This is a genomic window from Microlunatus sp. GCM10028923, from assembly GCF_042666975.1.
Taxonomy (GTDB): Bacteria; Actinomycetota; Actinomycetes; order Propionibacteriales; family Propionibacteriaceae; genus Microlunatus.
Map to the genome: position 1 here is coordinate 224,792 of NZ_JBHTFF010000011.1, position 26,656 is coordinate 251,447.

The 26,656-nt window shown below is 69.4% G+C and carries 24 protein-coding genes; 19 read left to right on the top strand and 5 right to left on the bottom strand.

All coding sequences use genetic code 11. The features are described from left to right. Nucleotides 1–8: 8 nt before the first annotated feature. The gene (locus ACFQU4_RS25435; RefSeq protein ID WP_377497371.1) at nt 9–1,496 is read right to left on the bottom strand and encodes an MFS transporter; all 1,488 of its coding nucleotides are present in this window, start codon (nt 1,494–1,496) and stop codon (nt 9–11) included. Nucleotides 1,497–1,569: 73 nt separating this feature from the next. On the opposite strand from ACFQU4_RS25435, the gene ACFQU4_RS25440 reads away from it, so the two are divergent. From ACFQU4_RS25440 to rsrA, 5 genes are all read left to right on the top strand, one after another. Next, nucleotides 1,570–2,145: a TetR/AcrR family transcriptional regulator gene (locus ACFQU4_RS25440; protein ID WP_377497373.1), complete on the top strand. Its 576-nt coding sequence runs from the start codon at nt 1,570–1,572 to the stop codon at nt 2,143–2,145. Between the two features lie 10 nt (nt 2,146–2,155). Then, on the top strand, nt 2,156–2,944 hold the full coding sequence (locus ACFQU4_RS25445; RefSeq protein WP_377497376.1) for an SOS response-associated peptidase: 789 nt from the start codon (nt 2,156–2,158) through the stop codon (nt 2,942–2,944). Between the two features lie 9 nt (nt 2,945–2,953). Continuing rightward, complete coding sequence (locus ACFQU4_RS25450; protein ID WP_377497378.1) at nt 2,954–3,610, top strand: alpha/beta family hydrolase; 657 nt, start codon at nt 2,954–2,956, stop codon at nt 3,608–3,610. Between the two features lie 105 nt (nt 3,611–3,715). Next, nucleotides 3,716–4,357 (top strand): sigma-70 family RNA polymerase sigma factor, encoded by a 642-nt coding sequence (locus ACFQU4_RS25455; protein ID WP_377497461.1) that lies wholly within the window; start codon nt 3,716–3,718, stop codon nt 4,355–4,357. Next, the gene (gene rsrA, locus ACFQU4_RS25460; RefSeq protein WP_377497380.1) at nt 4,354–4,614 is read left to right on the top strand and encodes a mycothiol system anti-sigma-R factor; all 261 of its coding nucleotides are present in this window, start codon (nt 4,354–4,356) and stop codon (nt 4,612–4,614) included. Before ACFQU4_RS25455 ends, rsrA begins: the two co-directional genes overlap by 4 nt. Before the next feature lie 92 nt (nt 4,615–4,706). On the opposite strand, the gene ACFQU4_RS25465 is transcribed toward rsrA, so the two are convergent. Further along, entirely contained in the window at nt 4,707–4,781 is a 75-nt protein-coding gene (locus ACFQU4_RS25465; protein WP_369797015.1) for a 50S ribosomal protein bL37, read from the bottom strand. Nucleotides 4,782–4,889: 108 nt separating this feature from the next. Here ACFQU4_RS25465 and ACFQU4_RS25470 point away from each other — a divergent pair, with 108 nt between their 5' ends. After that, complete coding sequence (locus ACFQU4_RS25470) at nt 4,890–5,903, top strand: LacI family DNA-binding transcriptional regulator (RefSeq protein ID WP_377497382.1); 1,014 nt, start codon at nt 4,890–4,892, stop codon at nt 5,901–5,903. Between the two features lie 7 nt (nt 5,904–5,910). Here the strand turns inward: ACFQU4_RS25470 and ACFQU4_RS25475 are convergent, their stop codons facing one another. Continuing rightward, a complete protein-coding gene (locus ACFQU4_RS25475) occupies nt 5,911–6,810 on the bottom strand; it encodes a hypothetical protein (RefSeq protein ID WP_377497384.1) in 900 nt (299 codons plus the stop codon). An 11-nt stretch (nt 6,811–6,821) separates the two neighbouring features. Further along, complete coding sequence (locus ACFQU4_RS25480; RefSeq protein ID WP_377497386.1) at nt 6,822–7,430, bottom strand: RNA polymerase sigma factor; 609 nt, start codon at nt 7,428–7,430, stop codon at nt 6,822–6,824. Between the two features lie 170 nt (nt 7,431–7,600). On the opposite strand from ACFQU4_RS25480, the gene ACFQU4_RS25485 reads away from it, so the two are divergent. The 11 genes from ACFQU4_RS25485 (at nt 7,601) to glnII (ending at nt 23,108) form a co-directional block, all read left to right on the top strand. Continuing rightward, on the top strand, nt 7,601–9,046 hold the full coding sequence (locus tag ACFQU4_RS25485) for an ABC transporter substrate-binding protein (protein WP_377497388.1): 1,446 nt from the start codon (nt 7,601–7,603) through the stop codon (nt 9,044–9,046). After that, complete coding sequence (locus ACFQU4_RS25490; protein ID WP_377497390.1) at nt 9,043–10,713, top strand: arylsulfatase; 1,671 nt, start codon at nt 9,043–9,045, stop codon at nt 10,711–10,713. The genes ACFQU4_RS25485 and ACFQU4_RS25490 overlap by 4 nt, the downstream gene beginning before the upstream one ends. Next, a complete protein-coding gene (locus tag ACFQU4_RS25495; RefSeq protein WP_377497392.1) occupies nt 10,710–11,678 on the top strand; it encodes a carbohydrate ABC transporter permease in 969 nt (322 codons plus the stop codon). The genes ACFQU4_RS25490 and ACFQU4_RS25495 overlap by 4 nt, the downstream gene beginning before the upstream one ends. Next, the gene (locus ACFQU4_RS25500; protein WP_377497394.1) at nt 11,675–12,583 is read left to right on the top strand and encodes a carbohydrate ABC transporter permease; all 909 of its coding nucleotides are present in this window, start codon (nt 11,675–11,677) and stop codon (nt 12,581–12,583) included. The genes ACFQU4_RS25495 and ACFQU4_RS25500 overlap by 4 nt, the downstream gene beginning before the upstream one ends. Next, the gene (locus ACFQU4_RS25505) at nt 12,580–14,034 is read left to right on the top strand and encodes a sulfatase (RefSeq protein ID WP_377497396.1); all 1,455 of its coding nucleotides are present in this window, start codon (nt 12,580–12,582) and stop codon (nt 14,032–14,034) included. Before ACFQU4_RS25500 ends, ACFQU4_RS25505 begins: the two co-directional genes overlap by 4 nt. 31 nt (nt 14,035–14,065) lie before the next feature. Next, complete coding sequence (locus tag ACFQU4_RS25510; protein ID WP_377497398.1) at nt 14,066–15,994, top strand: glycoside hydrolase family 2 protein; 1,929 nt, start codon at nt 14,066–14,068, stop codon at nt 15,992–15,994. Continuing rightward, entirely contained in the window at nt 15,987–17,414 is a 1,428-nt protein-coding gene (locus ACFQU4_RS25515; protein WP_377497400.1) for an ABC transporter substrate-binding protein, read from the top strand. Before ACFQU4_RS25510 ends, ACFQU4_RS25515 begins: the two co-directional genes overlap by 8 nt. A gap of 35 nt (nt 17,415–17,449) precedes the next feature. Continuing rightward, complete coding sequence (locus tag ACFQU4_RS25520; protein WP_377497402.1) at nt 17,450–18,991, top strand: sulfatase-like hydrolase/transferase; 1,542 nt, start codon at nt 17,450–17,452, stop codon at nt 18,989–18,991. Next, entirely contained in the window at nt 18,988–20,382 is a 1,395-nt protein-coding gene (locus tag ACFQU4_RS25525) for a sulfatase-like hydrolase/transferase (RefSeq protein ID WP_377497404.1), read from the top strand. Before ACFQU4_RS25520 ends, ACFQU4_RS25525 begins: the two co-directional genes overlap by 4 nt. Nucleotides 20,383–20,495: 113 nt before the next feature. Beyond that, complete coding sequence (locus tag ACFQU4_RS25530; protein ID WP_377497406.1) at nt 20,496–21,968, top strand: sulfatase-like hydrolase/transferase; 1,473 nt, start codon at nt 20,496–20,498, stop codon at nt 21,966–21,968. A gap of 120 nt (nt 21,969–22,088) precedes the next feature. Then, nucleotides 22,089–23,108 (top strand): glutamine synthetase GlnII, encoded by a 1,020-nt coding sequence (glnII, locus tag ACFQU4_RS25535; RefSeq protein ID WP_377497408.1) that lies wholly within the window; start codon nt 22,089–22,091, stop codon nt 23,106–23,108. Between the two features lie 22 nt (nt 23,109–23,130). On the opposite strand, the gene ACFQU4_RS25540 is transcribed toward glnII, so the two are convergent. Then, nucleotides 23,131–24,294 carry an erythromycin esterase family protein gene (locus ACFQU4_RS25540; protein ID WP_377497412.1) on the bottom strand — a complete coding sequence of 388 codons (1,164 nt, stop codon included), beginning with the start codon at nt 24,292–24,294 and terminating at the stop codon, nt 23,131–23,133. An 85-nt stretch (nt 24,295–24,379) separates the two neighbouring features. Between ACFQU4_RS25540 and ACFQU4_RS25545 the strand changes: the two genes are divergently transcribed. Both ACFQU4_RS25545 and ACFQU4_RS25550 read left to right on the top strand, forming a co-directional pair. Continuing rightward, complete coding sequence (locus tag ACFQU4_RS25545; protein WP_377497414.1) at nt 24,380–25,081, top strand: MerR family DNA-binding transcriptional regulator; 702 nt, start codon at nt 24,380–24,382, stop codon at nt 25,079–25,081. A 34-nt stretch (nt 25,082–25,115) separates the two neighbouring features. Further along, nucleotides 25,116–26,603, top strand: coding sequence for a sensor histidine kinase (locus ACFQU4_RS25550; protein ID WP_377497416.1), 1,488 nt, complete (start codon nt 25,116–25,118; stop codon nt 26,601–26,603). Nucleotides 26,604–26,656 lie beyond the last annotated feature (53 nt).

Genomic DNA, 26,656 nt, shown 5'->3' on the forward strand with positions numbered 1-26,656 from the left:
GTCAACGATCAAGCCCGTCTCCGTCGCCAGCCGATCCAGGCCGCCGCGACGAGTGCGAGGAGTGCTCCGGCGACGAGGGTCGCCACGGTCAGCCCGGAGCTGTAGGCGGTCGACGCCTGATCGAGAAGGGCCTGGGCCTGCTGCTCCGGCAACGCCCGGGCCAGGTTGACGGCATCGGCAAGCGACCGTTCGGCCCCGGAGCTCTCGGTGCCAAGGGCGTCGCGCAGGTCGTGCCGGTAGACCAGGGTGGCCAGCGTGCCGAAGCTGACGATGCCCAGCGAGGTGCCGAGTTGGTTGCTCGACTCGGAGATCCCGGCCGCGGCGCCCACGCGGTCGGGCGGCGGGTGGGCGAGGACGAGTGAGTTCGCCAGGGGAGCGATTCCGCTGCAGCCGAAGATCAACACCGTGTAGCCGGCCAGGAAGCCCACCAGTGATCCGTGCGTGGCGGTGAACGCGAGCAGGGCCGTTCCGGCTGCGGCGACGAGCAGGCCGGTGACGATGAGCGGTGCGATCGGCCTGTGCCTGGCGAGACGCGTCGCCGCCGTCGCGCCGAGCATCGAACCGATCATGGGCGGGAGTCCGCACAGCGCGGCCCAGAAGGGCGACAGGCCGTGCACCGTCTGGAGGTACGGGAACACCAGCACGCCGATGCCGCCGGTGATGGCCGCGATCATCGCGTTGGCGCCGATGCCGGCCGAGAAGGATCGCTCCCGGAACCACTGCGGGTTGATCAAGGGATCCGGCGATCGGCCTTGCCGGGCGAGGAAGTACCACCCGGCGCCGAGCGCGACGACGAAGGTGATCAAGGTCGCGATACCGAGAGTCGGGCCGATGAGGGTCTTGAGCAGCGCGGACAGCGAGATGATCGCGACCAGTGAGGACAGGGCGCCCGCGACATCGACGCGGGTGCCCCTTCGTGGCGTCGATTCCGGGACCAGGAGCGGAACGAGGATCAGCAGGAGCAGCATGGCCGGCGCGTTGATCAAGAAGACCGAGCCCCACCAGAGGTGTTCCAGCAGCTGCCCGCCGATGATCGGCCCGCCGACCGCGCCGCCGGTGAAGGCGATCGTCCAGGCGCCGAGCGCGAGCCTGCGCTGATGAGCGTCGGTGAACATGTCGCGGATGAGCGAGAGCGTGGACGGCGCCAGCGTCGCTCCGCCGACGGCGAGGATGCCGCGGCCGAGGATCAGGGTCTCCGCATTCGGGGCCAGGGCGAGCAGCAGGGAGGCGGCTCCGAAGATCGCCGCGCCGATGATCAACAGTCGGCGGCGGCCGAACCGGTCGCCGAGATTTCCCATCGTGATCAGGAGTCCGGCCATGACCAGCCCGTAGATGTCCATGGTCCACAGCCACTGCGTCGGGCTCATCCGGAGGCTCTCGGCGAGCGTCGGTCCGGCCAGGAACAGGATCGAGACGTCCATCGAGGTCAGCAGGGCGGGGAGCAACAGCGCGGCCAGGCCCCACCAGGTTCGAGCCGTCGCCCTAGGTGGATTCATCTCGAGATCGTACGTACGTCCAAATTCGTGGTCAAGACGTACGAACGTCCAAAAAGCTCCCTACGATGGCGTCATGAGTCAGCGCGAGGACCTCCTGGCTGCAGCGCGGAAGCTGCTGGTCGAGAAGGGCTACGACAGGACCACGGCCCGCGACCTGGCGGCGGCGGCCGGGGCGCATCTCGGCTCGATCGGCTATCACTTCGGGTCGAAGGACGACCTGATGACCGCGGCGACGCTCCAGGCTCAGGGCGAATGGGGTGCGCTGGTGGACCGAGCTGTCGAATCGGCCGCCGCTTCGAGGCCGGACCAGCGACTGCGCGCCTGCCTGGACGCCTTGATCGAAGCGGTCGCCGACCAGCCCGAGATCCTGGTGGCGAGTTGCCAGGCGATGGCGAAGGCCGCCCTGGATCCGTCGATCCGGGGGACGCTGGCCGAGGTTCACGGCGGTGCGCGGTCGGACTTCGCGGCCCTGGCACTCGGAGTGACCCGGGAAGAGGTGGACGACGCGCAGGCACGCTCCCTCGGCTCGCTGGTCCATGCCATCGTGATCGGCATCAGCATGCAGCTCATGCTCGACCCCGAGTCGGCACCGACCGGCGACGAACTCGTGGCCGCGCTGCGCGTTCTCGCTGTCGGACCAGAGGGGTAGCGTCTGAACCATGTGTGGCAGGTATGCGACCTCGCGCAGCTCGGACGACCTGGCGGCGGAGTTCGAGGTGGACGAGATCTTCGACGGGCTGCCCGAGGCGGACTACAACGTGGCGCCGACGGTGGCCGTGCCGGCGGTGTTCGAGCGGACGGCGAAGGAGACCGGGGAGACCCGGCGAAGGCTGGCACCGCTGGTCTGGGGTCTGGTGCCGTCCTGGTCGAAGTCGGCCACCGGCGGCGCGAAGTTGATCAACGCCCGGGTCGAGAGTGTCGCCGAGAAACCGTCGTTCCGGCGGGCGTTCGCGGCCCGGCGCTGCCTGCTGCCGGCCGACGGCTACTACGAGTGGTACCTGCCGGAGGCGGCGCGGGCCGCGTCCGGACGGCCGCTGACCGGCCTCGGCAAGACGAAGAAGCAGCCCTTCTTCATCCGGCGCGCGGACGGCGGGGTGCTGGCGATGGCCGGGCTGTACGAGATCTGGCGGGACCCGGCCAAGGACCGCGACGACGACACGGCGTGGCTGCGCACCTGCACCGTGATCACCACCGAGGCCACCGACGCGGTCGGGCACATCCATGATCGGATGCCGATGGTGATCGGCGAGGAGTCCTTCGACGCCTGGCTCGACCCGAAGCAGAGCGACTCGGCTGCGGCGCTGGAGTTGTTGTCGGTGACGGATCCGGCGCAGCTCGAGGCCTACCCGGTGTCGACGCAGGTCAACAAGGTGCAGAACAATGACCCGTCCCTGCTGCTGCCGCTCGCCGACGACGAGGGCGACGACGACCAGGCCCCACTGCTCTAAAAGGACACCATGATCATCGAGACCCCGACCCCGGAGGGACCGGGCCGGCTGCACGTCGCGCCCGCCGAGTCGCCCCGGGCACTGCTGGTGCTGGGCCACGGTGCCGGCGGCGGCATCGACGCGATGGATCTCAAGCTGCTGGCCGGCTTCCTGCCCGGCGAGGGGATCGCGGTCGCCCGGTTCGAGCAGCCGTGGCGGGTCGCTGGCCGCAAGATCGCGGTGCCGCCGCCGCGGCTGGATGTCGGCTGGACGGCCGCGCTGAAGGCGTTTCGGGCGGTGCCGGAGTTCGCCGACCTGCCGCTCTACCTCGGCGGGCGCAGCGCGGGGGCCCGGGTCGCCTGCCGGACCGCGACCGAGCTCGGGGCGCGCGGCGTGGTCTGCCTGGCCTTCCCGCTGCATCTGCCGGGCCGGCCGGAGAAGTCGCGGGCGCCGGAACTGCTCACGCCGGACGTACCGCGACTGGTGCTGCAGGGGACCAAGGACACCTTCGGCAGTGCGGACGAGGTGCGGGCAGCGGCCGCGGGCGACGCAGGGGTACGGATCGTGGAGCTGCCCGGCGTCGACCACGGCTACCGGGTCGCCAAGGCGGCGGAGTGGACGGCGGCCGACCTGCGGGCCGAGCTGAAGCGGCAGGTGCTGGACTTCGTGACCGCCGGCCGGGAATAACTCACCGCCGGCGGTGTTGCCGAAGAGGTACGTCGATGTTCCTCGGAGGAGTGGATGCCAGCCGTGTTGTTGGAACGGGAGCGCCCGTCAGTACGCTCGTACCTGATGACCATACCGACCAGTCCCGCGACGGCGGCCGATCAGGCGACCGAGACGCCGGGCGAAGAGACGCCGGAGCAGCGGAACGCCCGCTTCGAGGCGGACGCGCTCGGCTTCCTCGATCAGCTGTACGCGGCCGCATTGCGGATGACCCGTAATCCGGCCGACGCCGAGGACGTGGTGCAGGAGACGTACGCGAAGGCCTATGCGTCGTTCAACCAGTTCACGCCGGGCACGAACCTGAAGGCCTGGCTGTACCGGATCCTGACCAACACCTACATCAACAACTATCGCCGGCGGCAGCGACAGCCGCAGATCGCCGGCGGCGAGTCGATCGAGGACTGGCAACTGGCCCGTGCGGCGTCGCACAGCTCGGACGGGTTGAAGTCGGCGGAGATGGTGGCGCTTGATCACCTGCCGGATTCCGACGTCAAGGAGGCGCTGCAGAAGCTGGCGCCCGACTTCCGGTTGGCCGTGTTCCTGGCCGACGTCGAAGGTTTTTCGTACAAGGAGATCGCCGAGATCATGGAAACGCCGATCGGGACCGTGATGTCGCGGCTGAACCGCGGCCGGACGCAACTGCGTCGCCACCTCGCCGACTACGCCGTCGAGCGAGGCCTGATCCGGCAGGAGGCTGGCAAGTCATGACGGGATCGGAAACCCCGGCCGAGCACGACTGTGAGCAGGTGCTGACCCGGGTCTATGAGTTTCTCGACCACGAGCTGGACGACGCGTCCGGCGACGCGATCCGGACTCATCTGGCGGCCTGCGAGCCGTGCCTGGAGCGGTTCGATGTCGAGCAGGCGGTGAAGGCCCTGGTGTCTCGCTGCTGTGGCAACGACAAGGCGCCGGACCAGTTGCGGTCGAAGGTGATGAACCGCATCTCGGAGCTGTCCGAGACCTGACGTCGCGCGGGCCTGAACATGACTTGAGCCTGTCGAAGTTCCGCTGGGCGGGACTCCGACAGGCTCAAGTTCTGTTTCTGTCTGGGTACGGGTCAGGCGTTGGGGCGCTTCCCGTGGTTGGCGCCCTTCTTGCGCCGCGCCCGACGCTTGCGGCCGGTCTTGCCCATCTCTAGCCTCCTTAGCGGTGTTGCCCGCCCGGGCTCCACTTCGTCACCGGGCGCAAGGCGACATATTCTGCCATGACCTGCGTAGTGGTCGATTCGAGGAGGTGGGTGGTGAAGGCACGCCAGAGCGACGTGGCACGCGAGGCCGGTGTCTCACCGCGCACCGTGTCGAACGTGATCAACGGCTATCCGCACATCCGGCCCGAGACGGTGGCCCGGGTCCGGGCCGCGATCGAGAAGCTCAACTACATCCCGAACCGGTCCGCCCGGACGTTGCGGACCGGCAAGATCGGCATCATCGGGCTGGCCGTCCCGGAGCTGACGCTGCCGTACTTCGCCGACCTGGCGACCAAGATCACGACGGCCGCGGAGTCGCGCGGCTACACGATCCTGATCGACATCACCGAGGGCAAGGCCGACCGGGAGCGGCTGATCGCGGGCGGTCTGCGCCCGCACGCCATCGACGGGCTGATCCTGTCGCCGCTGCGGCTGCGGGCCCCGGAGGTCGACGACGCCTCGGACGGCACGCCCCTGGTGCTGCTCGGCGAGTGGAGCGAACCGAGCAGCAACCACGCCTACGTCGGCGTCGACAACATCGCCGCCGCCGGGGCCGCGACGCAGCACCTGATCGAGTTGGGCCGCAAGCGGATCGCGGCGATCGGCACCGTGCCCGGCCGGGAAGGCGGTACGGCCTCGCAGCGGTTCGAGGGCTACCGGCGCGCCGTCGCCGCGGCCGGTCTGCCGGTCCGGCAGGAGTCGGTGCAGAAGTTCAACCGGATCCAGGGCGAGGCCGCGATGGAACGGCTGCTGGACAGCGAGCCGCGGCCGGACGCGGTCTTCTGCTTCAACGACCTGGTCGCGGTCGGCGCCCTCGCCACCCTGCGCCGGCGCGGCCTCTCGGTGCCCGGCGACGTCGCCCTGATCGGCTGGGACGACATCCGCGAGGTCTCGTACAGCTGGCCGCCGATCAGCAGCATCCGCGCCGACGCGGACCAGATCGCCGCCATCGCAGTCGAGATGATCATCGATCAGCTGGCCGGCAACCGTCCCGCCGAACTGCATCGCACCGTCGGCTACTCCCTGATCGCCCGCGAGAGCACGGTCGGCACGGTGGACCGGTCCTGATCGGACCTCAACAGGACTCGACGGCGAGCTGCAGCACCTTGATCAACTTGGTCGATCCGGGCTGGTAGGGCTGGATGGGCAGCCGGTCGCCGTCGCGGTCCAGGACCTCGACCGTGATCGAGAGGTCCTGCCAGGCTTCGGCGCCGGTGATCTTGATCCCGGCATAGACCCAACCGTTGCGCACCGGGACGGTGACCGGAGCGACGACGGACTCCCGGCCGGAGTTGATCTTGATCCGGGCCGATCCGGCCCCGTCCTGGTGGATGCGGAGCAGGACCTGGGTCTCGACCGACGCCGACTCGCGATCCGGGCAGGACAGGGTGGACGTGCCGAAGCCGCTGGGATCCTGGCTCGCGGCCGCGTCGGGATTGAGCCGATTGTCGTCATCCTGCCCGTGGTCGGACCAGGAGTCCCGCCGGCCGTCCAGGCAGCTGAAGGTGCCCGCGTCGTCGGCGACGAGCAGGATCCGGTGCGACGCCAGGTCCCGACTGTTGCTGATGGGGGGTTCGACCATGGCGTGCAGCACCCGGACCCGGCCGGCGCGGGTGATCACGTCGTCCTTGGCCGTACCGGCCAGGCAGGTCTTGGTGTCCGCGGTGATCTCAAGCTCCGTCATCGGCCGGGTGCCGGACGGGCCGGGGAGTGGGCTCCGCCGCGGTGAAGGTTCGGCGGTCGGGCTCGGCGTGCCGGCCGGGGCGACGGCGACGCGTGGTGGGCCTTGCAGTTGCCGGATGCCGGCGACGCCGGCCACGCCGGCGACGAGTGCGGCCGCGGCCGCCACCGCCGCGACGACCAGAAGGGCCGGTCGGTGGCCGGGTTGTGGGGCCTGGCGCAGCTCTCCGCGGATCCGGTCGCGGAGTGCGTCCGGGGCGCGGCGGAAGGGTGGCGGTGCGAGTTCTTCGGACATGGGTGGAACTCCTAGTCGGTGCTGTGCAGGCTGGCGGGTGCAGGGAGTGGCCGCTCGGCGGTACGGAGGGTCCGGCGCACCCGGGCGAGCCGGGACCTGACCGTTCCGATCCGGATCCCGAGGGCCGCGGCGGCGTCGCTGTAGCTCAGTTCCTCCCAGCAGACCAGGACGAACACCTCCTGATCGCCGGGAGCCAACTCGGCCACCTGCCGGAGGGCGTCCCGGACCCGACTCGTGACGGCGAGCTGAGCGAGCACCTGGTCGTCGAGCTGTGGGCGTTCGATCGCGGGGATCTTCGCCAGGGCGGCCGTACCGCGCCGCGTGGAGCGCAGATGGTTGCGGCAGACGTTGGTGGCGATCCCGTACAGCCAGGGCAGGACCGAACCGGCATCGTTGGCCAGCACGGCCCGGTGCCGCCGCCATGCGGTCAGGAACACGTCCGAACACAGATCCTCAGCGGTGGCCCACGAGCCGGACCGGCGAAAACAGAAGTTGTAGATGGCATCGATGTGCTGGCTGTAGGCCTCCGCCATCGCCTCCCGGGAGCCTCGGCGCAGCCGCTCGGCCAGGGACGCTCCGGATCCGGCAGGCGGGTCGAGGCCCGGCTGGTCAATCGACATTGCGGTTCCTTTCCACACCCCTGTATGTCCGCACCCGCAAAAAGGGTTCTCCCGGCCGTTCCCAGCGTGCCGGTCATCGCGGGTCTCGGAGTGAGAGGCGGGGTGGTTGCACCCAGTCCGCACCGCTAGACTGCGGCTTGCCACGTGGCAAATTTCGGAGGGGGAGGGCAATGGTTGGCCTCGATCGCCGGGCGTTTCTCGGACTCGCAGGCGTCGGCGCAGGGGCGTCCCTGATCGCCGGATGCTCGCCGGGGGCGGCGCCGCAACAGGAGCGCAGCGCCGACAAGATCGTCTGGTGGGACCAGTTCCTGCCGACCCAGGACGTCGAGAAGGAGCTGTTCGCCGAGTTCGCCGCGGCCGAGGGCGGGCTGCCCGTCGACTACGCGGTCTACGACCCGGGCAAGATGGGCCAGGCGCTGCAGCTGGCCAAGCAGAGCAATCAGCTCCCGGACGTGTTCACGCTGGCCGGCGTCGGCGCTCCGACCTCCGCGCTGATGGAGCAGGGCTGGTTTCAGCCGGTCACCCTCGACGACAAGGTACGGTCGGCGCTGCCGGCGGGCACCCTGCTCGAGGGAGTCAACGTCTTCGAGGGCCAGGTGTACGGGCTGCCGTTGTTCGGCTGGCGGATGCACGACAGCCAGAACTGGTTCAACACCGAGCTGTTCACCAAGGCCGGCCTGGACCCGGCCAAGCCTCCGGTCGGCTACGACGAGGTCCGGGCCGCCGCCCGCGCGATCAAGCAGGCCGGCGCCGCGGGCTGGATCGCGCCGCTGCAGTTCGCCGACCGGATCGCCTCCCAGATCCACCAGCTCGCCGAGGCGGCGGGCTCGCCGTCGGTCGGCGGGATCGACATCCTGACCGGCGAGTACACGGTCGGCAATGATCATTATCTGGCCGCGATCGACTGGTGGCTGGCGATGCAGGCCGACGGCGTGCTGTTCGAGGGGTCGGCGTCGCTGAACGCGCGGACGGCCCGGGGCCGCTGGGCGGCGGGATCGGCCGGGATGTTCTTCGACGGGCCGTACTGCATCGGTGTGGTGGCGCAGGACTTCGGCGAGTTCGCCAGCAAGGTGGGCGTCGCCCAGATCCCGGTGCCGGAGGCGTCGACGCAGGCGGTGATCAACCACGTGCCGCGCGGCAGCACGCTCTGGGTGTCGAAGACGTCCAAGGTCGCCGAGCAGGCCTCCAAGCTGTTGTCGATCATGGTCGGCAAGGAGGCCCAGATCCGGATGCTGTCCGGGATGAACGCGCCGGCGATCTATGCGGGGACGGTGGCCGAGGCGGAGGTGCATCCGACCTTCAAGCAGTCGGTCGAACTGTGCGAGAAGATCGACTTCCTGGCGCCCGACCCGGTGGTCCGCAACCCCGGTGTCGCGAAGGTGACCGGGGCGATGAAGTCGATCGAGCCGGGCCTCGGTGAGATCGTCGGCGGCGTGATGTCCGGTGACGTGCCGGATGCGCGTGCCGCCCTGGCCAAGTACCGGGACGCCCTGACCGCCGAGCGGGAGCGGGCGATCAAGCAGCTGGCTGGCAAGGGCGTGACGGCGAGTCCCGACGACTGGAAGTTCCCCGACTGGCAGCGCGGCCAGGACTACACCACCGAGCCCGGGAAATGATCATGACCGACAACCAGACCCGCCGGCCGAACGTGGTGATCATCCTCACCGACGACCTCGGCTACTCCGACATCGGCTGCTACGGCTCCGAGATCGAGACCCCGCACCTGGACGCGCTCGCCGCCGCAGGGGTACGGATGTCGCAGTTCTACAACACGGCACGGTGCTCGCCGTCCCGGGCCTCGCTGCTCACCGGGCTGCATCCGCACCAGACCGGCATCGGCGTGCTCACCCGCAACGACGGTCCGGGCGGCTATCCCGGCACGCTGTCCCAGGAATGCGCCACCCTGGCCGAGATCCTCGGCAGCCAGGGGTACGCGACCGCGATGTCCGGCAAGTGGCACCTGACCGGCCAGATCCGGGAACCCGACGAGACCTGGCCGACCCGGCGCGGATTCGATCACCACTACGGGATCGTCGCCGGCGCGGCCAGCTACTACGACCCGGCGACCCTGACCGAGGACGAGCAGCCGGCCGAGGCGGGCGACGACTACTACCTGACCACCGAGCTCGGCGAGCGGGCGGCCGGCTACGTCCATGATCATCATGCCGCGGAGCCGGAGCAGCCGCTGTTCCTCTACCTGGCGCTGACCGCGCCGCACTGGCCGCTGCACGCGCCGGAGGACGTGGTCGAGCGCTACCACGAGCGCTACCGGGCCGGCTGGGACCGGCTCCGGGAGGAGCGTCACGCCCGGCAGCAGGAGTCGGGTCTGATCAACGCCGACTGGCCGCTGTCGGAGCGGGATGCCGAGGTGCCGGCCTGGGCGGACACCGCGGATCAGGACTGGCAGGCCCGCCGGATGGCCGTCTACGCGGCTCAGGTGGAACTCGCCGACGCCGCGATCGGCCGGGTGGTGAGTGCCCTCCGGGACACCGGCCGGCTCGACGACACCATGATCATCTTTCTGTCCGACAACGGCGGCTGCGCGGAGGAGATGCCGCCCGGGTACGCCGACGAGCTGCCCGCGCGGCCGATCCACACGCCGTTGAACTCCCCGGCCGGGGTACGCGTCCGGACCGGCAACGCGCCCGAGATCGTCCCGGGCGGCGCGGACACGTACACGTCCTACGGCAAGCCCTGGGCGAACCTGTCCAACACGCCGTTCCGCGAGTACAAGCACTGGGTGCACGAGGGCGGCATCGCGACGCCGTTGATCGCGCACTGGCCGGCCGGCCTGTCCGGCGGGGTCACCGTGCACGATCCGTACCAGCTGCCCGACGTGCTGGCCACCGTGCTGGAGGCGACCGGCGCCGAGTACCCGGAACGGCGCGATGATCATCCGGTGCCGCCGGCCGAGGGGACCTCGATGCTGCCGTCCTGGCGCGGTGGGGCCGTCGATGATCATGAACTGTTCTGGGAGCACGAGGGCAACAGCGCGGCCCGGCGCGGCCGGTGGAAGCTGGTCCGCAAGCACGACCGGCCCTGGGAGCTGTACGACCTCGACGCCGACCGGACCGAACTGACCGACGTCGCCGCCGATCATCCGGACCTGGTCCAGGAGTTGATCACCGCCTATCAGGCCTGGGCCGACCGGTGCGGCGTGCTGCCCCGGGACCAGGTGCTGGCCACCCACGACGACCCGGGTCCGTCCGGCCGGACGCACCTGGTCGTCAACAGCTATCGCTCGGCGCGGGTCGCCGCCTCGGTCGACGGGGACGCCCGGTGACCGGGATCCCGAGCAACGCGATCGGCGGGGCCGCACCGCGGCGTGCGGTGGCGGGCAGTCGGCGCCGCCGGGTCCGGCGCACCGAGCTGATGGTCTATGTGTTCCTGCTGCCGACGATCGTCCTGTACGGACTGTTCACGGTCTATCCGATCATCGGCAGCTACTGGTACTCCTTCCTGGACTGGAACGGCTTCGAGGCGGTCAAGACCTGGGTCGGCCTGGCCAACTACACCGAGGTGCTGGCCGACCCGATGTTCTGGAACTCGTTCCGGATCACCGTGACGTTCACCCTGTTCGCGGTCCCGATCAAGGTCTTGCTCGCGTTGCTGCTGGCGATCTTGCTCAACTCGCCGCGGATGCCGTGGTCGGGCTTCTTCCGGACCGCGTTCTTCCTGCCGGTGGTCACCACGACCGCGATCGTCGGCGTCGTGATGCAGTTCGTCTTCGACCCGGCCTCCGGCCCGGTCAACCTCGGCCTGCTCGAGCTGGGCTTCCTGGACCAGGGGATCAACTTCCTGGGCGACTCCAAGACCGCACTGCCGACCGTGGTCGGGGTGTTCGTCTGGAAGTGGTTCGGCACCACGCTGATCTACTGGCTCGCGGCGTTGCAGACGATCCCGCGGGACCTCTACGAGGCGGCGTCGATCGACAAGGCCGGCCCGGTGCGGATGTTCACCTCGATCACGCTGCCGCTGCTGAAGCCGTTCCTGATCATCATCACGCTGCTCACGCTGGAGTCCACCCTGCAGGTGTTCGACCTGATGCTGACGATGACCGGCGGCGGTCCGTTCTACGCGACCCAGGTGATGGAGATCTACATCTACGAGGCGGCCTTCGCCTCGACCACGCCGAGGCTCGGCTTCGCCTCCGCCGCCGCTGTGCTGTTCGGCCTGTTCATCTGCGCCGTCGGGCTGTTCCAGCTGGTCGGCATCCGCGCCGCACAGAAGATGAGGACCACGAAATGAGTGCGCCGACCACCACTGCCGCCCGCGCTGCGGCCGCGTCGCCGACGCCGGCCGGGCGCCGGCCCCGATCCGGGCGGGTGCTGCGCCGGCTGCCGTACTGGTTCGCGGCGGTGATCTTGCTCGGGATGGTCGCGGTCTGGATCTATCCGTTCCTCTGGATGGTCTCGGCGGCCCTGAAGTCGCCGCTGGAGGTGTTCAGCTCCGGACTCGACCTGATCCCGGAGTCGCCGATCTGGGACAACTTCCGGCGGGCCTGGGTCGATGCCCGGTTCTCGCAGTACCTGCTGAACACCGTGATCGTCACGTTCGCGACCGTCCTGCTGGTGTTGATCAGGTGCTCGATGACCGGGTACGTGCTCGCCCGCTACACCTTCTTCGGCCGCAAGATCATTCTCGGCGTGCTGGTCGCGACGCTGTTCGTCCCGGCCGGCTACACGATCATCCCGGTGGTGGATCTGGCCACCCGGCTCGGCATGCTCAACTCGCTCTGGGGCATGATCGTCGCACTGTCCGGCGGCGCCCACGTCGCGTCGATCCTGCTCTACCTCGGCTACTTCCGGCAGCTGCCGAAGGAGCTGGAGGAGGCGGCGATCATGGACGGCGCCGGCTTCTTCCGGACCTTCTTCCAGGTGATGCTCCCGCTGGCCATGCCGGTCACGGCGACCGTCACGCTGATGACGTTCCTGGCCACCTGGAACACGTTCTTCCTGCCGCTGGTCTTCACCTTCTCCCGGCCCGATCTGCGGACGCTGAGCGTCGGCATGCTCGCCTTCATCGGTGAGAACTCCACCGACTGGTCCGGGATGGCCGCCGCCGCGACGATCTCGCTGCTGCCGGTCGTCCTGTTGTTCATCCTGTTGCAGCGCTACTTCGTCGAGGGAATCGCAGGAGCCGTCAAGTCGTGACCAACACCCAAGATCAACAACGCCCGAACGTCCTGCTGCTCTGCACCGACCAACAGCGCTTCGACGCGCTCGGCGCCGCCGGCAACCCGGAGATCCACACGCCCAACCTGGACCGGCTGGCCGGGCAGGGCGCCCGGTTCACCCAGTGCTACGTGCAGAACCCGGTCTGTGCGCCGTCCCGCGCGTCGCTGATGACCGGCCAGTACGTGCACCGGCACGGGCTCTGGGCCAACGGCGTCGCGCTGCCCGACGACGCGACGGTGATCACCGAGCCGCTGGCCGCCGCCGGCTACGACTGCGGCCTGGTCGGGAAGTACCACCTGTCCGCCTGCATGAAGGGCCGGACCGAGTACGCGCCGCCGGGGATGCGGGTCTTCCGCTGGGCCCACGACCCGTACCGCGGATCGTCGGAGAACGCGTACCACCGCTATCTGAAGTCCGTCCATCCGGAGCTGTACCGCCGGGCGCTCGACCGTGACGACCCGCTGGGGTTCGACTCGATGCCGACCGAGGCGCACTACAGCCACTGGATCGCGGAGGAGACGATCGACTTCCTCACCGAGAGTCGCCGGCCGGATCAGCCGTTCTTCTTCATCGCCAACTTCTTCGACCCGCACCACGGGTTCGGTGCACCGCAGGAATACCTGGACCGGTACGACCCGGAGCAGCTGAGCCGGCCGGTCGGCAGCCCGGCGGAACTGGCCACCAAGCCGGACATCTTCACCGAGGCGTCCAAGGAGTCCTACGGCGGGCACGCCCGCGGCTTCGCCGACTACAGCGCCGAGGAACTGCAGCAGGTCAAGGTGGCCTACTACGCGATGGTGACCCTGGTGGACGACGAGGTCGGCCGGATCCTGGACGCCCTGGAGGCCGAGGGCCTGGCCGACGACACGATCGTGATCTTCACCTCCGACCACGGCGAGCTGCTCGGTGATCATCAGCTGATGCTCAAGGGCCCGATGATGTACGACTGCTCGGTCCGGGTCCCGCTGCTGATCCGCTATCCCGGGCGGATCGCCGAAGGCACCGTGATCGACGACCTGGTGCAGTGGATCGATCTTTCCGCCACGATCGTCGACGCGGCCGGCGCACCGGCGTTGCCCGCGGCGCAGGGCAGCAGCCTGCTGCCCCGCGCGACCGGGCTGACCGACGAGCCGGTCCGGGACTGGGCGCTCAGCGAGTACCGGAACTCCGGGCATCCGTACGACCCGCCGGTGCACACCACGATGGTGCGGCACGGGCAGCACAAGTTGGTGGTCCACCACGGTGGTCCGGCGACGAACCGGCGCCGGCAGGGGGAGTTGTACGACCTCGCCGCCGACCCGGACGAACTGATCAACCTGTACGACGACCCGGCCCACGCCGCGACCCGGCTGGAGCTGGTCGAACTCCTCCTCGACATCGGTGTCGCGACCGAGGACCGGAGTCAGCCGCGGGCCGACTTCTGGTGACCGCCGAACCAACACAGGAGCACATCACACCATGATCGACAACCAGGACCACCGCGCCGAGGCCGGCTACCCACGACCGCAGTTGCGCCGGGACGACTGGATCGACCTGAACGGCGTCTGGGACTTCGACGTCGACGATGCCGACCGCGGACTGGCCGACGGCTGGCTGGCCGATGATCACGAGTTCGGCCGCCGGATCACGGTGCCGTTCCCGCCGGAGTCGCCGGCGTCCGGCATCGGCGACCCGAGCTACCACCCGGTGGTCTGGTACCGCCGCACGCTGGACCTCGCCCCGCCCGCCGACGGCGAGTTGATCAAGCTCCACTTCGGCGCCGTCGACTACGCCGCCGCGGTCTACCTGGACGGCGAACTGGTCGGTGATCATGTCGGCGGGATGACGCCGTTCTCGGTCGACGTCACCCAGCAGCTGCGCCGGCCGGGGCCGCACCGGCTCACGCTGCGGGTGCACGACAACCCGCTGGACGTGGCGCAGCCGCGCGGCAAGCAGGACTGGCGTACCGAGACGCACGGGATCTTCTACCACCGCACCACGGGCATCTGGCAGCAGGTCTGGGCGGAACGGGTCGGGGTCGATCATGTGGCCGACGTGGCCTGGACCACCGACCTGGACGCCGAACTGATCACCGCCGAGTTCGACCTGGCCAGCACCGATGATCTTCGCGAGGCTTCGGTCACGGTACGGGTCCGGCTGTCCCACGACGGCGAACTGCTGGCGGATCAGACCGTCACCGCCGCCCGGGGCGAGCGGTCCCTGGTCCGGCTGCACCTGCCCCGGCTGGGGATGCCCATGGAGCGCGAGCGGCTGCTCTGGTCGCCGGAGCGGCCGCGCCTGATCGACGCCGAGATCACGCTGACCGTCGACGGCACCGAGACCGACCGGCTGAGCAGCTACCTCGGCTTGCGCGAGGTCGCGATCCGGGACGGCCAGTTCCTGCTCAACGGCAAGCCGTACTACTCCCGGCTGGTGCTGGAGCAGGGCTACTGGCCCGAGTCGCACCTGACCGCACCGAACCCCGAGGCGCTGGCCGAGGAGGTGCGGTTGATCAAGGAACTCGGCTTCAACGGCGCCCGGATCCACCAGAAGGTCGAGGATCCGCGGTTCCTCTACTGGTGTGACCGGCTCGGCCTGCTGGTCTGGGGCGAGATGGCGAACGCCTTCGTCTACAACGAGAAGGCGGCGACCCGGCTGACCCGGGAATGGCTCGACGTGGTGCGCCGCGACCGTTCGCACCCCAGCATCGTCTGCTGGGTTCCGCTGAACGAGAGCTGGGGCGTGCCCGGCATTCCCGCGCAGGCCGACCAGCAGCATTTCGCGACCGCGCTGTATCACCTGACCAAGGCGCTCGACCCGACCCGGCCGGTGATCTCCAACGACGGCTGGGAGCACACCGAGTCCGACATCTGGTCGATCCACGACTACTCGCCGGTGCCGGAGGACCTGACGGCGAAGTACGGCACCCCGGAGGCCCTGCAGGCCAGCCTGACCGAGAAGGCGCCGAACCGGCGCCGGGTGCTGCTCGGCGAGCGCGAGTACCGCGGCCAGCCGATCATGATCACCGAGTTCGGCGGGCTGTCGTACGCGCCGTCGCAGGGGGAGCGCTGGTTCGGCTACGCCACCGTGACCTCCGCCGAGGAGTTCCTGGAACATTTCGCCAGCCTGGTCACGGCGATCACCGACCTGCCCGACGTGGCCGGATTCTGTTACACCCAGCTCACCGACACCGTGCAGGAGACCAACGGCCTGCTCGCCGAGGACCGCTCGGCCAAGCTCCCGATCGAGGAGCTGCGCAAGATCATCACCCGCCCGGCGCGGTCGATCCCCGCGGAGGTGGTCGACGGCTTCCGCCGCCGGGCCGCCGCCGCGTCGGCCGGCGGGACCAATGGAAAGGCCCCAGCACAAGAGAAAGGCACGGGGAAGAGTCATGTCGGTCATGAATAGAAGGACCCTGCTCGGATTGTCCGCGGCCGGTGCCGCCGGCGTCGTGGCCGGCTGCAGCAGCACACCGCAGGCCGAGACACCGGGACAGCGCACGATCACCTGGTGGGATCACAACGTGAACCTGCAGAAGGCGAACGGCGCCGCGTACGACGCGTTCACCGCCAAGTCCGGGATCGCGGTCAAGTACACGTACCACCAGACGGCCAAGATCGGCCAGGCGCTGCAGCTGGCCAAGCAGAGCAACCAGCAGCCGGACGTGCACAGCACCGCCGGGCTCGAGTCGTCGATCCCGTCCCTGATCGCGGACGGCTGGTTCTCCCCGATCGACTGGCCGGACGACGTGCAGAAGAAGTTCGACTCGCTCGGCGGCCTGGTCGAGGGGCTGCACTCGTTCGACGGGAAGCTCTACACGTTCCCGATCTTCGCCGACCGGCAGTACGTGGCCGCCACCTGGTTCAACCGGGACCTGATCACGAAGGCCGGACTGGACCCGGCGAACCCGCCGAAGACCTTCGACGAGTTCCGCACCGCCTGCCGTACCGTGCAGGACACCCAGAAGGGGGCCAGCGGAATGATCTTGAGCCTGGCCCACACCGGCCGGATGGCCGAACACCTCAACTCGCTGGCCCACGGTGCCGGGTTCGAGGGGGTCAACGGGGTCAAGTTCGCCACCGGTGAGTTCGCCTACGACGACGACGCGTACGTCGCGGTGTTCGAGTTCCTGGCCTCGTTGCAGGCCGACAAGTTGATCTTCCCGGCCTCGTCCAGCCTGGACGACCAGACCGCGCGGGCCCGCTGGGCCACCGGGGTGGCCGGCTACTACCTGGACGGTCCCTGGTGCTCCGGCACCGTGCAGACCGAGGCGAAGCAGTTCCTGCCCTCGGTCGACGTCGGGCCGATGCTGCAGTCGGAGGCAGGCCGTCCGGTCGTCGCGTACCGCGGCCAGGCCGGCGGCAACTACTTCATCTCCGGCTCGTCCAAGCTGCCCGCCGAGGCGTCGGAGCTGCTCACCGGGCTGGCCACGAAGGACTACTGGACCGCCATCGCCAACGCCATGGCCCAGCCGCCGTACGACCTGTCCGTCGTCGAGGGCTCGACCGCGATCGAGCCGTGGAAGCGGCTGATCGGCTGGTACGCCGACTCCGTGTTCATCGCACCGCAGGCCGTGCTGCGCAACCCCGACGTGCAGCGGGTCAATCGCTTCAGCAAGCAGATCAAGCCCGGCCTCGGCGAGCTGCTGCAGGGCGTGTTCTCCGGCCAGGTGACGGACATCCGCGGCGCGCTGAAGAAGCTCACCGACGACTCCGCGGCCGATCGGGACCAGGCGATCAAGAAGGCCGTCGCCGACGGTGCGAAGGTTTCGGTCGACGACTGGGCGTTCACGGACTGGAAGCCGGCGACCGACTACAAGAGCGCATGATCATCGCTCGCTGAACACCAATCACGACCGCACGGATGAAGGATGCAGTGACTCAACCAGACCGCCCCAATGTCATGATCATCATGACCGACCAGCAGCGGGCCGGGTTCACCGCCGGCACCGGGTTCGGTCTGGACACGATGCCGTTCTGCGACGAGCTGGCGGCATCGGGCACGACCTTCACCGGTGCCTACACGCCGATGCCGGCGTGTGTCCCGGCTCGGACGAGCCTGCTGTCCGGGCGCTTCCCGTCGGCGCACCGGGTCCGGCAGAACTCCAACAACCGCAAGGAGTTCCGGGGCGAGGACCTGCTCGACGTGTTCCGCGCCGCCGGGTACCGGACGGCGTTCGCCGGCAAGCCGCACGTGTATCGGGGCCGGGAGGACTACGACCACTGGGCCGGCCCGTACATGCACACCGGGGCGCCGGACGAGACCGACGAGCAGCGCGCGTTCACCGAGTGGTTGGTGTCGATCGATCATGGTCCGGCGCTGGAGGCGACGCCGTTCCCGGTGGAGGTGCAGTATCCGGTCCGGATCGTCGACGACGCCCTGGCTCAGGTCGCCGCCGACGATGATCGGCCGTTGCTGAGTTGGGTGTCGTTTCCGGAGCCGCACAATCCGTATCAGGTGCCGGAGCCGTACTTCTCGTTGTTCGATCCGGACCAGGTGCCGGATCGGGCGGCGGGGCCGGAGGCGGCCCTGGCGAAGGGCGGGCCGTACCGGTGGTTGCGTGAGCTGGTGGAGGAGAAGCGCCCCGGTTACGACGATCTCTGGCGGCGGTATCGGGCGTCCTATTGCGGGATGTTGCGGTTGATCGATGATCAGGTGCGGCGGTTGGTGACGTCGGTGGAGGAGCGTGCTCCGGGGCGGACGATCTATCTGTTCGTGGCTGATCATGGTGATTTCGTGGGGGAGTACGGGCTGCAGCGCAAGGGTGCCGGGCTGCCGGAGGCGCTGATGCGGATTCCGTTCTTCATCGCGGGTCCCGGGGTCCGGTCGGGGGTGGATGATGATCATCTGGTGAGCCTGGTGGATGTGTTCCCGACGCTGGCCGAGGCGATCGGGGCGGAGATCCCGGCCGGGGTGCAGGGGCGCAGCTTCTGGCCGCTGCTGACTGGCGGCGACGACCCGGGCGAGGTGTTCGCCAGCATCTACGCCGAGGGCGGCTACGGCGGCCTGTTCTATCCCTCGGACGCCCGGCCCGAGCTGCACTATCCGTACCAGGGAACGATCTACGACGAGCTCAACACGGTCACCCAGAGCGGCACGTCGGCCATGCTGCGGCGGGGGGACTGGAAGGTGATCTTCCACTCCGACGGGCGCGGTGAGCTGTATCGGCTGGATGTCGATCCGGCCGAGCTGAACGATCTCTGGGACGATCCGGAGTGTGCGGTACGGCGGGCGGAGTTGATCACCGAGCTGCTCCGCTGGCGGCTCGAGGTGGCCGACGACCTGCCCACCGGCGCCTACCGCCCGCTCCGCGCCGACCACAACTGGTATCGCACCGTCACGCGCCCTGAGCCTGTCGAAGGGCAGGCACCGGGCACCCTTCGACAAGCTCAGGGAACGTCATGAACCGACCCCACCTGCTGTTGATCACCACCGACCAACTTCGCCGCGACTCCCTCGGCTGCTACGGCGGCAACGTGATCGAGACGCCGAACCTGGACCGGCTGGCGGCGACGTCGACGGTCTACGACAACGCGTGGACGGCCAGCCCGTGGTGCCTGCCCAGCCGGAGTTCGATCATGACCGGCTGCTATCCGCACACCCACCGGGCGTACAGCAACTTCCGGGACTGCCGGTTGTCCCCGGACCGGCCGAACCTCTACAACACGTTGGGCGGACTCGGCTACCGGATCAATCACGTCGGCAAGTGCCACTACGCCCCGGTGCCGTACGGCGAGACGAAGCCGGACCGGACGCTGCCGTACACGGAATTCCGGGACTACTACCTGAGCCTCGGCATCGACGAACTCGATCTTCAGGACGACAAGCAGGTGTCGGTCTGGTTCCGCGACGACTACGCCGACGAACTTGATCAAGCCGGGCACCTGGAGGCCTACCGGGCCAAGGTGTGGGACAAGGACGCGGCGAAGGTGTTCACCTTCCCCGCGCCGGCCGAATGGCACCCGGACGCCTGGGTCGGCCGCAAGGCCGTCGAACGGATCTCCGCGGGCGACCAGGATCAATCCCAGTTCACCTGGGTCTCGATCTCCGGCCCGCACTTCCCGTTCGACCCGCCCGCGGAATACCTGGACCGGGTCGATCCCGAGCGGATCGAGGACCCGGTGATCACCGGCGACCTGGACGACCCGTACCGGATGCACTACTGGAGTCGGCACGGCGCGCCGGGCCGGTGGATCGAGAGCGGCCGCAACGACCGCTACGACGCCGACTACTGGCGCCGGCTGCGTACCAACTACTACGCCAACGTCGCCCTGATCGACGACGTGATCGGCGACGTGATCACCGCCGCCGAACAGCGGTACGGCGACGACCTGGTGGTGATCTTCACGCCGGACCACGGCGAGATGCTGGGTAACCACGGCATCTGGGGCAAGGGCCACTGCTTCTACAACGACGTGCTCAACGTCCCGTTCCTGGTCCGGCGGCCGGGAGTCGCCCCGGGCCGCAGCGACGAGCTGGTGTCCTTGATCGACATCTTCCCGACCCTGGTCGAACTCGCCGGCGGCGACCCGTCCGGCGTCGACGGGCTCAGCCTGGCCGGCGAGCGGCGGCACCAGATCCTGCTGTCCGAGGGCGAGGGCTTCGTGACCGCGACCGACGGCCGGCACAAGCTGGCCCGGGCCGAGGCGCACGGCCGCCGGTTCGCCGAGTTCTTCGATCTTGACGAGGACCCCGGCGAGTTGATCAACCGGTCCGGCGATCCCGCTCATGCCCAGGCGGAGCGCGATCTCGGCGCCGCGATCAGTGCCGCCCTGCTGTCGGCCGCCCTGCCCTAGCGAACGTGCACTGAGCTTGTCGAAGTGCCAGGCCGGATCGTTCCTGCCCTTCGACAGGCTCAGGGAACGTTGTACGCACCGCCTTTCTAGCCTCGTGAGGAGCCCGCTGATCCATGAGTGATCGACTCAATGTGCTGGTCGTGATGAGCGACGAGCAGAGCTGGGACACCCTTGGCTGCAACGGAAATCCGGCCGCCCGGACCCCGCACGCCGACGCGCTGGCCGAGTCCGGCGCGTCGTTCGACGGGCTGTTCACGCCGTTCCCGCTCTGCTGCCCGTCCCGGACCAGCCTGATCACGTCGCAACAGCCGCGGCACCACCACGTGCTCGGCAACTGGCGGGGGATCCGGCCCGACCTCGCGGATCAGGGCATCGGCTCCGACTTCGCCGCCGCCGGCTATCACACGCTCTACTGCGGCAAGTGGCACGTGCCCGGTACGACACCACAGCGGATGGGCTTCGCCGAGTCGGTGGCGATCCCGGCGGTGATCGACGGCAAGGACCGCGGCCGCTACATCGAGCCCTATCGTGATCATGCCGCCGCGGCCGGCTACGAACTGGTGCCGGGGAACATCGAGAACCTCACCGAGACCGACCGGGCCGGTCTGGCCGATCCGGCGTCGCCGCACCGGACCACGGCCGCGATCGACCTCGAGCACTTCCTGGAACCCTGGCAGACCGGCCAGTTCCTGGCCGCGCTGGACCGGGCGCCGGACGACCGGCCGTGGTTCGCGGTCTGCTCGTTCAACGCGCCGCACTTCCCGTTCGCGGTGCCGCGCCCGTACGACACGCTGATCGACCGGACCAAGATCACATTGCCGCCGACCTGGAGCCTCGGGCCGGACGCGCTGCCGGACGAGGTGGCCGGCTCCCACTTCGCGAGCAAGTTCGCCGACCTCGACGAGGAAGGCTGGCTCGACGTGATCGGCCACTACCACGGCCTGTGCAGCCTGGTCGATGATCAACTCGGCCGGATCCTGGCCGGTCTCGCCGCTCGCGGCGAGCTCGACCGGACGATCATCTGCTACACCTCCGATCACGGCGACATGATGGGCGCCTACCGGATGGTGGAGAAGGGCCACCTGCTGCACTACGACGAGACCATGCGGGTGCCGTTGTTGATCAAGCACCCGGACGGCGGCGCCGCCCGGACCGACGCGCCGATGAGCATGACCGACCTGGCCCCGACCCTGGCCGAACTGGCCGGCGTGCCGTTCGAACGGGCCACCGACGGGCTGTCGTACGCGAGCCTGATTGGCAACGCCGGCGCCGCGGACGTTCGTGATCATGTGGTCGGCGAGTCGATGTTGTGGAACCTCGATTCGGAGAACGCGGCGGGGGAGCACCGGGACCCGGCCGGGTTCGACCCGGCGACGGACGCGGTCAACCTGTCGCTGCGGACCCGTACCCACCGCTACAACTGGCGCTCCCGGGACCGCGACGAACTGGCCGACCTGACAGCTGTCGACCCGAACCCCAAGGCACCGAACACCGAACAGGCCGACCTGGTCGCCGGCTTCCGGCGCACCCTGGCCGACGAGGTCCGCGACGTCTTCCCCTGGGCGGCGAAGCAACTCACGCACTGACCGCCGGGGTTCGTAACGCGGTCGTCACGAACGGGCAACGGGACCGTAAAAGCCGCCTGACACCGTCGACCCTGGCCGCCAGGACACGCTCTGGGCCCGGCCGATCCGAGGGGGAGACAGTTGAGCTACAAGGCCGAGTACATCTGGATCGACGGCACCATGCCGAGCGCACGACTCCGGTCCAAGACGAAGATCCTGGCCGACGGCGCCGAGCCGCCGGAGTGGGGCTTCGACGGTTCGAGCACCAACCAGGCGCCGGGTGACAACTCGGACTGCGTCCTGAAGCCGGTCTTCTCCTGCCCCGATCCGGTCCGCGGCGGCAACCACCGCCTGGTGCTCTGCGAGGTCTACCTCGTTGACGGCACGCCGCACCCGACCAACAACCGGGCCAAGCTCCGTCCGATCGCCGAGCAGTACGCCGGCCAGGATCCCTGGTTCGGCATCGAGCAGGAGTACACCTTCTTCCGGGACGGCCGCCCGCTCGGCTTCCCGGCCGTCGGCTTCCCCGCGCCGCAGGGCCCGTACTACTGCGGCGTCGGCGCCGACGAGGTCTTCGGACGCGAGATCGTCGAGAAGCACCTGGACGCCTGCATCGAGGCCGAGCTGAAGATCTCCGGCATCAACGCCGAAGTGATGCCGGGCCAGTGGGAGTTCCAGATCGGCCCGGCCGGACCGCTCGAGGCGGCTGATCATCTCTGGGTGGCCCGCTGGCTGCTCTACCGGATCGCCGAGGAGTACGACGTCGCCGCGACCCTGGACGCCAAGCCGGCCAAGGGCGACTGGAACGGTGCCGGCGCGCACACCAACTTCTCCACCCGGGCCATGCGCGAGGGCTACGACGCGATCATCACCGCGTGCGAGTCGCTCGGCGCGCCCGGCAAGGTCGAGGAGCACATCGCCGACTACGGCCACGGCATCGAAGAGCGCCTGACCGGTGATCATGAGACCGCCCCGCACGACGTCTACAGCTACGGGGTCTCGGACCGCGGCGCCTCGGTCCGCATCCCCTGGCAGGTCGAGGTGGACAAGAAGGGCTACATCGAGGACCGCCGGCCCAACGCCAACATCGACCCGTACAACGTCACCCGACTGCTGGTGAACACCTGCTGCGCCGCCCTGGCGGACGCCGGCCAGGCCTGACCGGCGCCCCGCCGGATCGGCTCTAGTCCGATCCGGCTGCCAGGTGCAGGATCAGGTCGGCGCCGTCGATCGTCTCCTGATCAAGGGGGAAGTAGCCCTGCCGGGGTGTGGCGTCGGTGCGGCTGCTGGCCGTCGGAAGTTCCTCGGGCCGGAGCAGACCCCAGTCGTCGATCCGGGTCTGCAGGAACCGCTCGAACGTGTCCGGCTGCGGCTGGTCGAGTTCGATCTTGGGGCTGGCGCCGAGACTGCCGGCGATGAAGCCGTACCGATCGCCGAGCAGCGGGGACAGGATCGCCCCGGCGCCGTACCACTCCATCCGCATCGGTCCCATCTGCATGGTGCTCTGCTGCCGTTGCAGGTGGAGGTTGTTGGCGAAGACGAGGGTCGGCCCGCGCGGTGCCTCGAGCGTACGGAGTTCGATCAGGTTCCTGGCCATCATGGCGTCGCGGGTGGCGCACATCCGGTTCCAGCGCGGCTCGTCCTCGGGCTCACCGTCGGTCCAGGCCGCGGCCGCCTGCCCGTGGTAGTGCAGCAACTGCCGGGCCGCGATCAGCTCGACCTCGGCCGACCGCCAGGCGGCGGCCGAGGTGTTCTTGATCAACTCCGGGGCTCGGACGTACAGGGTGGTCAGCAGATCCTCGGTCAGGTTGCGCAGCCGGTCGGCCTCGGCGGACGCACCGGGTGAGGCCGCCCGGTTCATCAGAGCCTCGGCCGATCCCCATCGTTCCTCCGGCCCGATCAGCCGAGCGATCGTCGGACCAAGATCATGATCGAGACCGAGATAGGCCAGCGCGCGGTCCAGCGACCGTCGCGGGCTCGGTACGCCGAGGGTCTCGAACGGGGCGTCGAAGCCGTACCAGGCCAGGCGATCGGCGGGCGCCTGCTCCTGGTTGTGGTCGCGCATCCAGGCGACCAGCTCGCGGTTGGCCGGGTGCTCGCCGAAGCCGTGGCTGAACCCCTCCGCCATCACCTGATCAAGGTCGCCGGTCCCGGTCCGGACGAAGTCGTCGACGAGCATCCCGGCGACCCGGTCCGACTCGAGGGCGATCGAGCGGAAGCCGTGGCCGACCAGCTGCTGGAAGAGGCGGTTGCGGAGGAAGCCGAAGCGGGGTTCGGCGTGTGTCGGTTCTCCCAGGGCGAGCAGGTCCCAGGCCGGGCTGACAAGGTGGTCAAGAGACTGAGTCATGAGGTTCAATCGTATCTTTGAAGGAACGGTTGAAACCTGGACCCGATCTGGAGCGCATGCGATGCCGAAAAGTCTCAAACGAGGCTTGCGACCGGTCGACCTGGCCCGGCGGCACGGCCTGTCCACCCAGGCGGTCCGCAACTACGAGCAGGACGGCTGTCTGCCCGCGGCCGACCGCACCCCGGCCGGCTACCGCAGCTACACCGAACTGCACGACACCGCCCTCGGCACCTATCTGGCGCTGATCCGCGGCCACGGTCACGCGAACGCCGGGACGATCATGCGGGCTGCCAACGCCGGCGACCCGGACGGAGCGCTGCGGGGCGTCGACGACAGCCACGTCCGGCTGCAGCGGGACCGGGCCACCCTGGACGCGGTCCGGGACGCGATCGACCTGCTCGCCGGCGACCGGCCCGAGGTCGGCTCCGGTACGGGTACGTACAGCATCGGAGCGGTGGCCCACCGGCTCGGGGTCACCGCGGCGACGCTGCGGGCCTGGGAAGGGGCGGGCATCGTCGACCCGCGCCGGAACCCGGCCACCGGTCACCGCGAGTTCGGCCCGGAGGACCTGCGCGACGCCGAACTGGCCCGGCTGCTGCGCCGCGGCGGCGAGCGGCTGGAACCGGATCGCGACCGTGATCGCCCAGGTCCGCGGCGCCGGCAGCACCGACGCGCTGGCCGCGTCGCTGGCCGATTGGCAGGACCGGCTGGTCGGGCGCGGGCTGGCGATGATCGCCGCCGACGGGCGGCTCGCAAACTACCTGGACCTGCTCCGCCGCGCCGCTGAAAGCGATGTCCGCCCGCGCCACTAAGGTGGCCTCATGCCGTCCATGTCGGAGATCATCGCGGAGCGCACCGGCCTCGGCGATGCCGATCATGCCTGGCTGAAGGCCGTGGTCGCCGAGTGGCAACTGCTGGCCGACCTGTCCTTCTCGGACCTGGTGCTCTGGGTGCCGGACACGGACGAGAACGTGTTCTGGGCGGTCGCGCAGATCCGGCCCACCACCGGCCCGACGGCGCTGATCGACGACGTGATCGGTGACCTGATCGCCTACTCGCCGGATCATCTGGTGTCCGAGGCGTACCTGAGCGGCGAGATGACCCGGACCAGCGAGGGCAAGCTGCAGGCCGGCATCCCGGTCGACGTGCACGCCCTGCCGATCCGGCGCGGCGACCGGGTGATCGCCGTGATCGAGCAGCACACCAGCCAGCTCGGCGTCCGGGCCCCGAGCTCACTCGAGCAGTCCTACCTGAAGACGGCCGACATCCTGGCCCGGATGATCGCCGAGGGCGGGTTCCCGATTCCGGACGAGGGCGACGACGCACTCGGCCCGCGGGTGGGGGACGGGTTCATCCGGATCGACACCGAGGGCACGATCGAGTACGCCAGCCCGAACGCCCTGAGCGCGTACCGGCGGTTCGGCCTGATCGGCGACCTCGAGGACGAGAACCTGGCCGAGCTGACCGCGGACCTGGTCCCGGTGACGGACCGGCCGGTCGACGAGTCGTTGCGGTCGGTGCTGTCCGGCCGGAGCGCCCGCCGGGCCGAGGCCGTGGCCGGCGACGCGCACATGCTGCTCCGGGCGCTGCCGCTGACCCGGGGCAAGGAACGGCTCGGCGCGATCGTGCTGTGCCGCGACGTCAGCGACCTGCGCCGGCGGGAGCGGGAGCTGGTGACCAAGAACGCCACCATCCGGGAGATCCACCACCGGGTGAAGAACAACCTGCAGACCGTCGCGGCGCTGCTGCGGATGCAGGCCCGGCGGATCGACGCGCCGGCCGCCAAGGCCGCGCTGGGCGAGGCGATGTCGCGGGTGGAGTCGATCGCCATCGTGCACGAGGCGCTGTCGCAGACGTTCGACGAGTCGGTCGACTTCGACCGGGTGGTGGACGGGGTGCTCAAGCTGGTCGGCGACGTCGCGTCACCGGACGGCACCGCGGTGGCCACCCGGGAGGGATCGTTCGGGGTGATGACCGCGACGATGGCGACCAGCCTGTCGATGGTGATCACCGAGTTGTGCCAGAACGCCGTTGAGCACGGCCTGGCCGGCCAGTCCGGCGTCGTGATCGTACGGCCGACGCGGCGCCCCGCCAGCAAGGGCGTCAGCGGCGAACTTCAGATCGAGATCCTGGACGGCGGCGTCGGCCTGCCGGAAGGATTCGACTGGCGCTCCTCGCGGAGCCTCGGGCTGTCGATCGTCAACACCCTGGTCGCCGAGCTGCGCGGGACGCTCGACCTCGGCTCGAATCCCGACGGTACGGGGACCCGCGCCTGCGTCGTCGTACCGCTGGATCAACCGGCCCGCTAGCTCTATCACTGGCTGAAAAGCGCACTGACTGAGAAAGCAAAAGCGCCGGCATA

What these genes read in the sequence shown, in the direction of transcription:
- ACFQU4_RS25435 (WP_377497371.1), bottom strand. Translation starts at nt 1,496, where the DNA reads ATGAATCCACCTAGGGCGACGGCTCGAACCTGGTGGGGCCTGGCCGCG.
- ACFQU4_RS25475 (WP_377497384.1), bottom strand. Translation starts at nt 6,810, where the DNA reads ATGTCCGAAGAACTCGCACCGCCACCCTTCCGCCGCGCCCCGGACGCA.
- ACFQU4_RS25525 (WP_377497404.1), top strand. Translation starts at nt 18,988, where the DNA reads ATGAACCGACCCCACCTGCTGTTGATCACCACCGACCAACTTCGCCGC.
- ACFQU4_RS25540 (WP_377497412.1), bottom strand. Translation starts at nt 24,294, where the DNA reads ATGACTCAGTCTCTTGACCACCTTGTCAGCCCGGCCTGGGACCTGCTC.
- ACFQU4_RS25490 (WP_377497390.1), top strand. Translation starts at nt 9,043, where the DNA reads ATGATCATGACCGACAACCAGACCCGCCGGCCGAACGTGGTGATCATC.
- ACFQU4_RS25445 (WP_377497376.1), top strand. Translation starts at nt 2,156, where the DNA reads ATGTGTGGCAGGTATGCGACCTCGCGCAGCTCGGACGACCTGGCGGCG.
- ACFQU4_RS25500 (WP_377497394.1), top strand. Translation starts at nt 11,675, where the DNA reads ATGAGTGCGCCGACCACCACTGCCGCCCGCGCTGCGGCCGCGTCGCCG.
- rsrA (WP_377497380.1), top strand. Translation starts at nt 4,354, where the DNA reads ATGACGGGATCGGAAACCCCGGCCGAGCACGACTGTGAGCAGGTGCTG.
- ACFQU4_RS25455 (WP_377497461.1), top strand. Translation starts at nt 3,716, where the DNA reads ATGACCATACCGACCAGTCCCGCGACGGCGGCCGATCAGGCGACCGAG.
- ACFQU4_RS25550 (WP_377497416.1), top strand. Translation starts at nt 25,116, where the DNA reads ATGCCGTCCATGTCGGAGATCATCGCGGAGCGCACCGGCCTCGGCGAT.
- ACFQU4_RS25450 (WP_377497378.1), top strand. Translation starts at nt 2,954, where the DNA reads ATGATCATCGAGACCCCGACCCCGGAGGGACCGGGCCGGCTGCACGTC.
- ACFQU4_RS25480 (WP_377497386.1), bottom strand. Translation starts at nt 7,430, where the DNA reads ATGTCGATTGACCAGCCGGGCCTCGACCCGCCTGCCGGATCCGGAGCG.
- ACFQU4_RS25485 (WP_377497388.1), top strand. Translation starts at nt 7,601, where the DNA reads ATGGTTGGCCTCGATCGCCGGGCGTTTCTCGGACTCGCAGGCGTCGGC.
- ACFQU4_RS25515 (WP_377497400.1), top strand. Translation starts at nt 15,987, where the DNA reads ATGAATAGAAGGACCCTGCTCGGATTGTCCGCGGCCGGTGCCGCCGGC.
- ACFQU4_RS25510 (WP_377497398.1), top strand. Translation starts at nt 14,066, where the DNA reads ATGATCGACAACCAGGACCACCGCGCCGAGGCCGGCTACCCACGACCG.
- ACFQU4_RS25520 (WP_377497402.1), top strand. Translation starts at nt 17,450, where the DNA reads ATGAAGGATGCAGTGACTCAACCAGACCGCCCCAATGTCATGATCATC.
- ACFQU4_RS25440 (WP_377497373.1), top strand. Translation starts at nt 1,570, where the DNA reads ATGAGTCAGCGCGAGGACCTCCTGGCTGCAGCGCGGAAGCTGCTGGTC.
- ACFQU4_RS25530 (WP_377497406.1), top strand. Translation starts at nt 20,496, where the DNA reads ATGAGTGATCGACTCAATGTGCTGGTCGTGATGAGCGACGAGCAGAGC.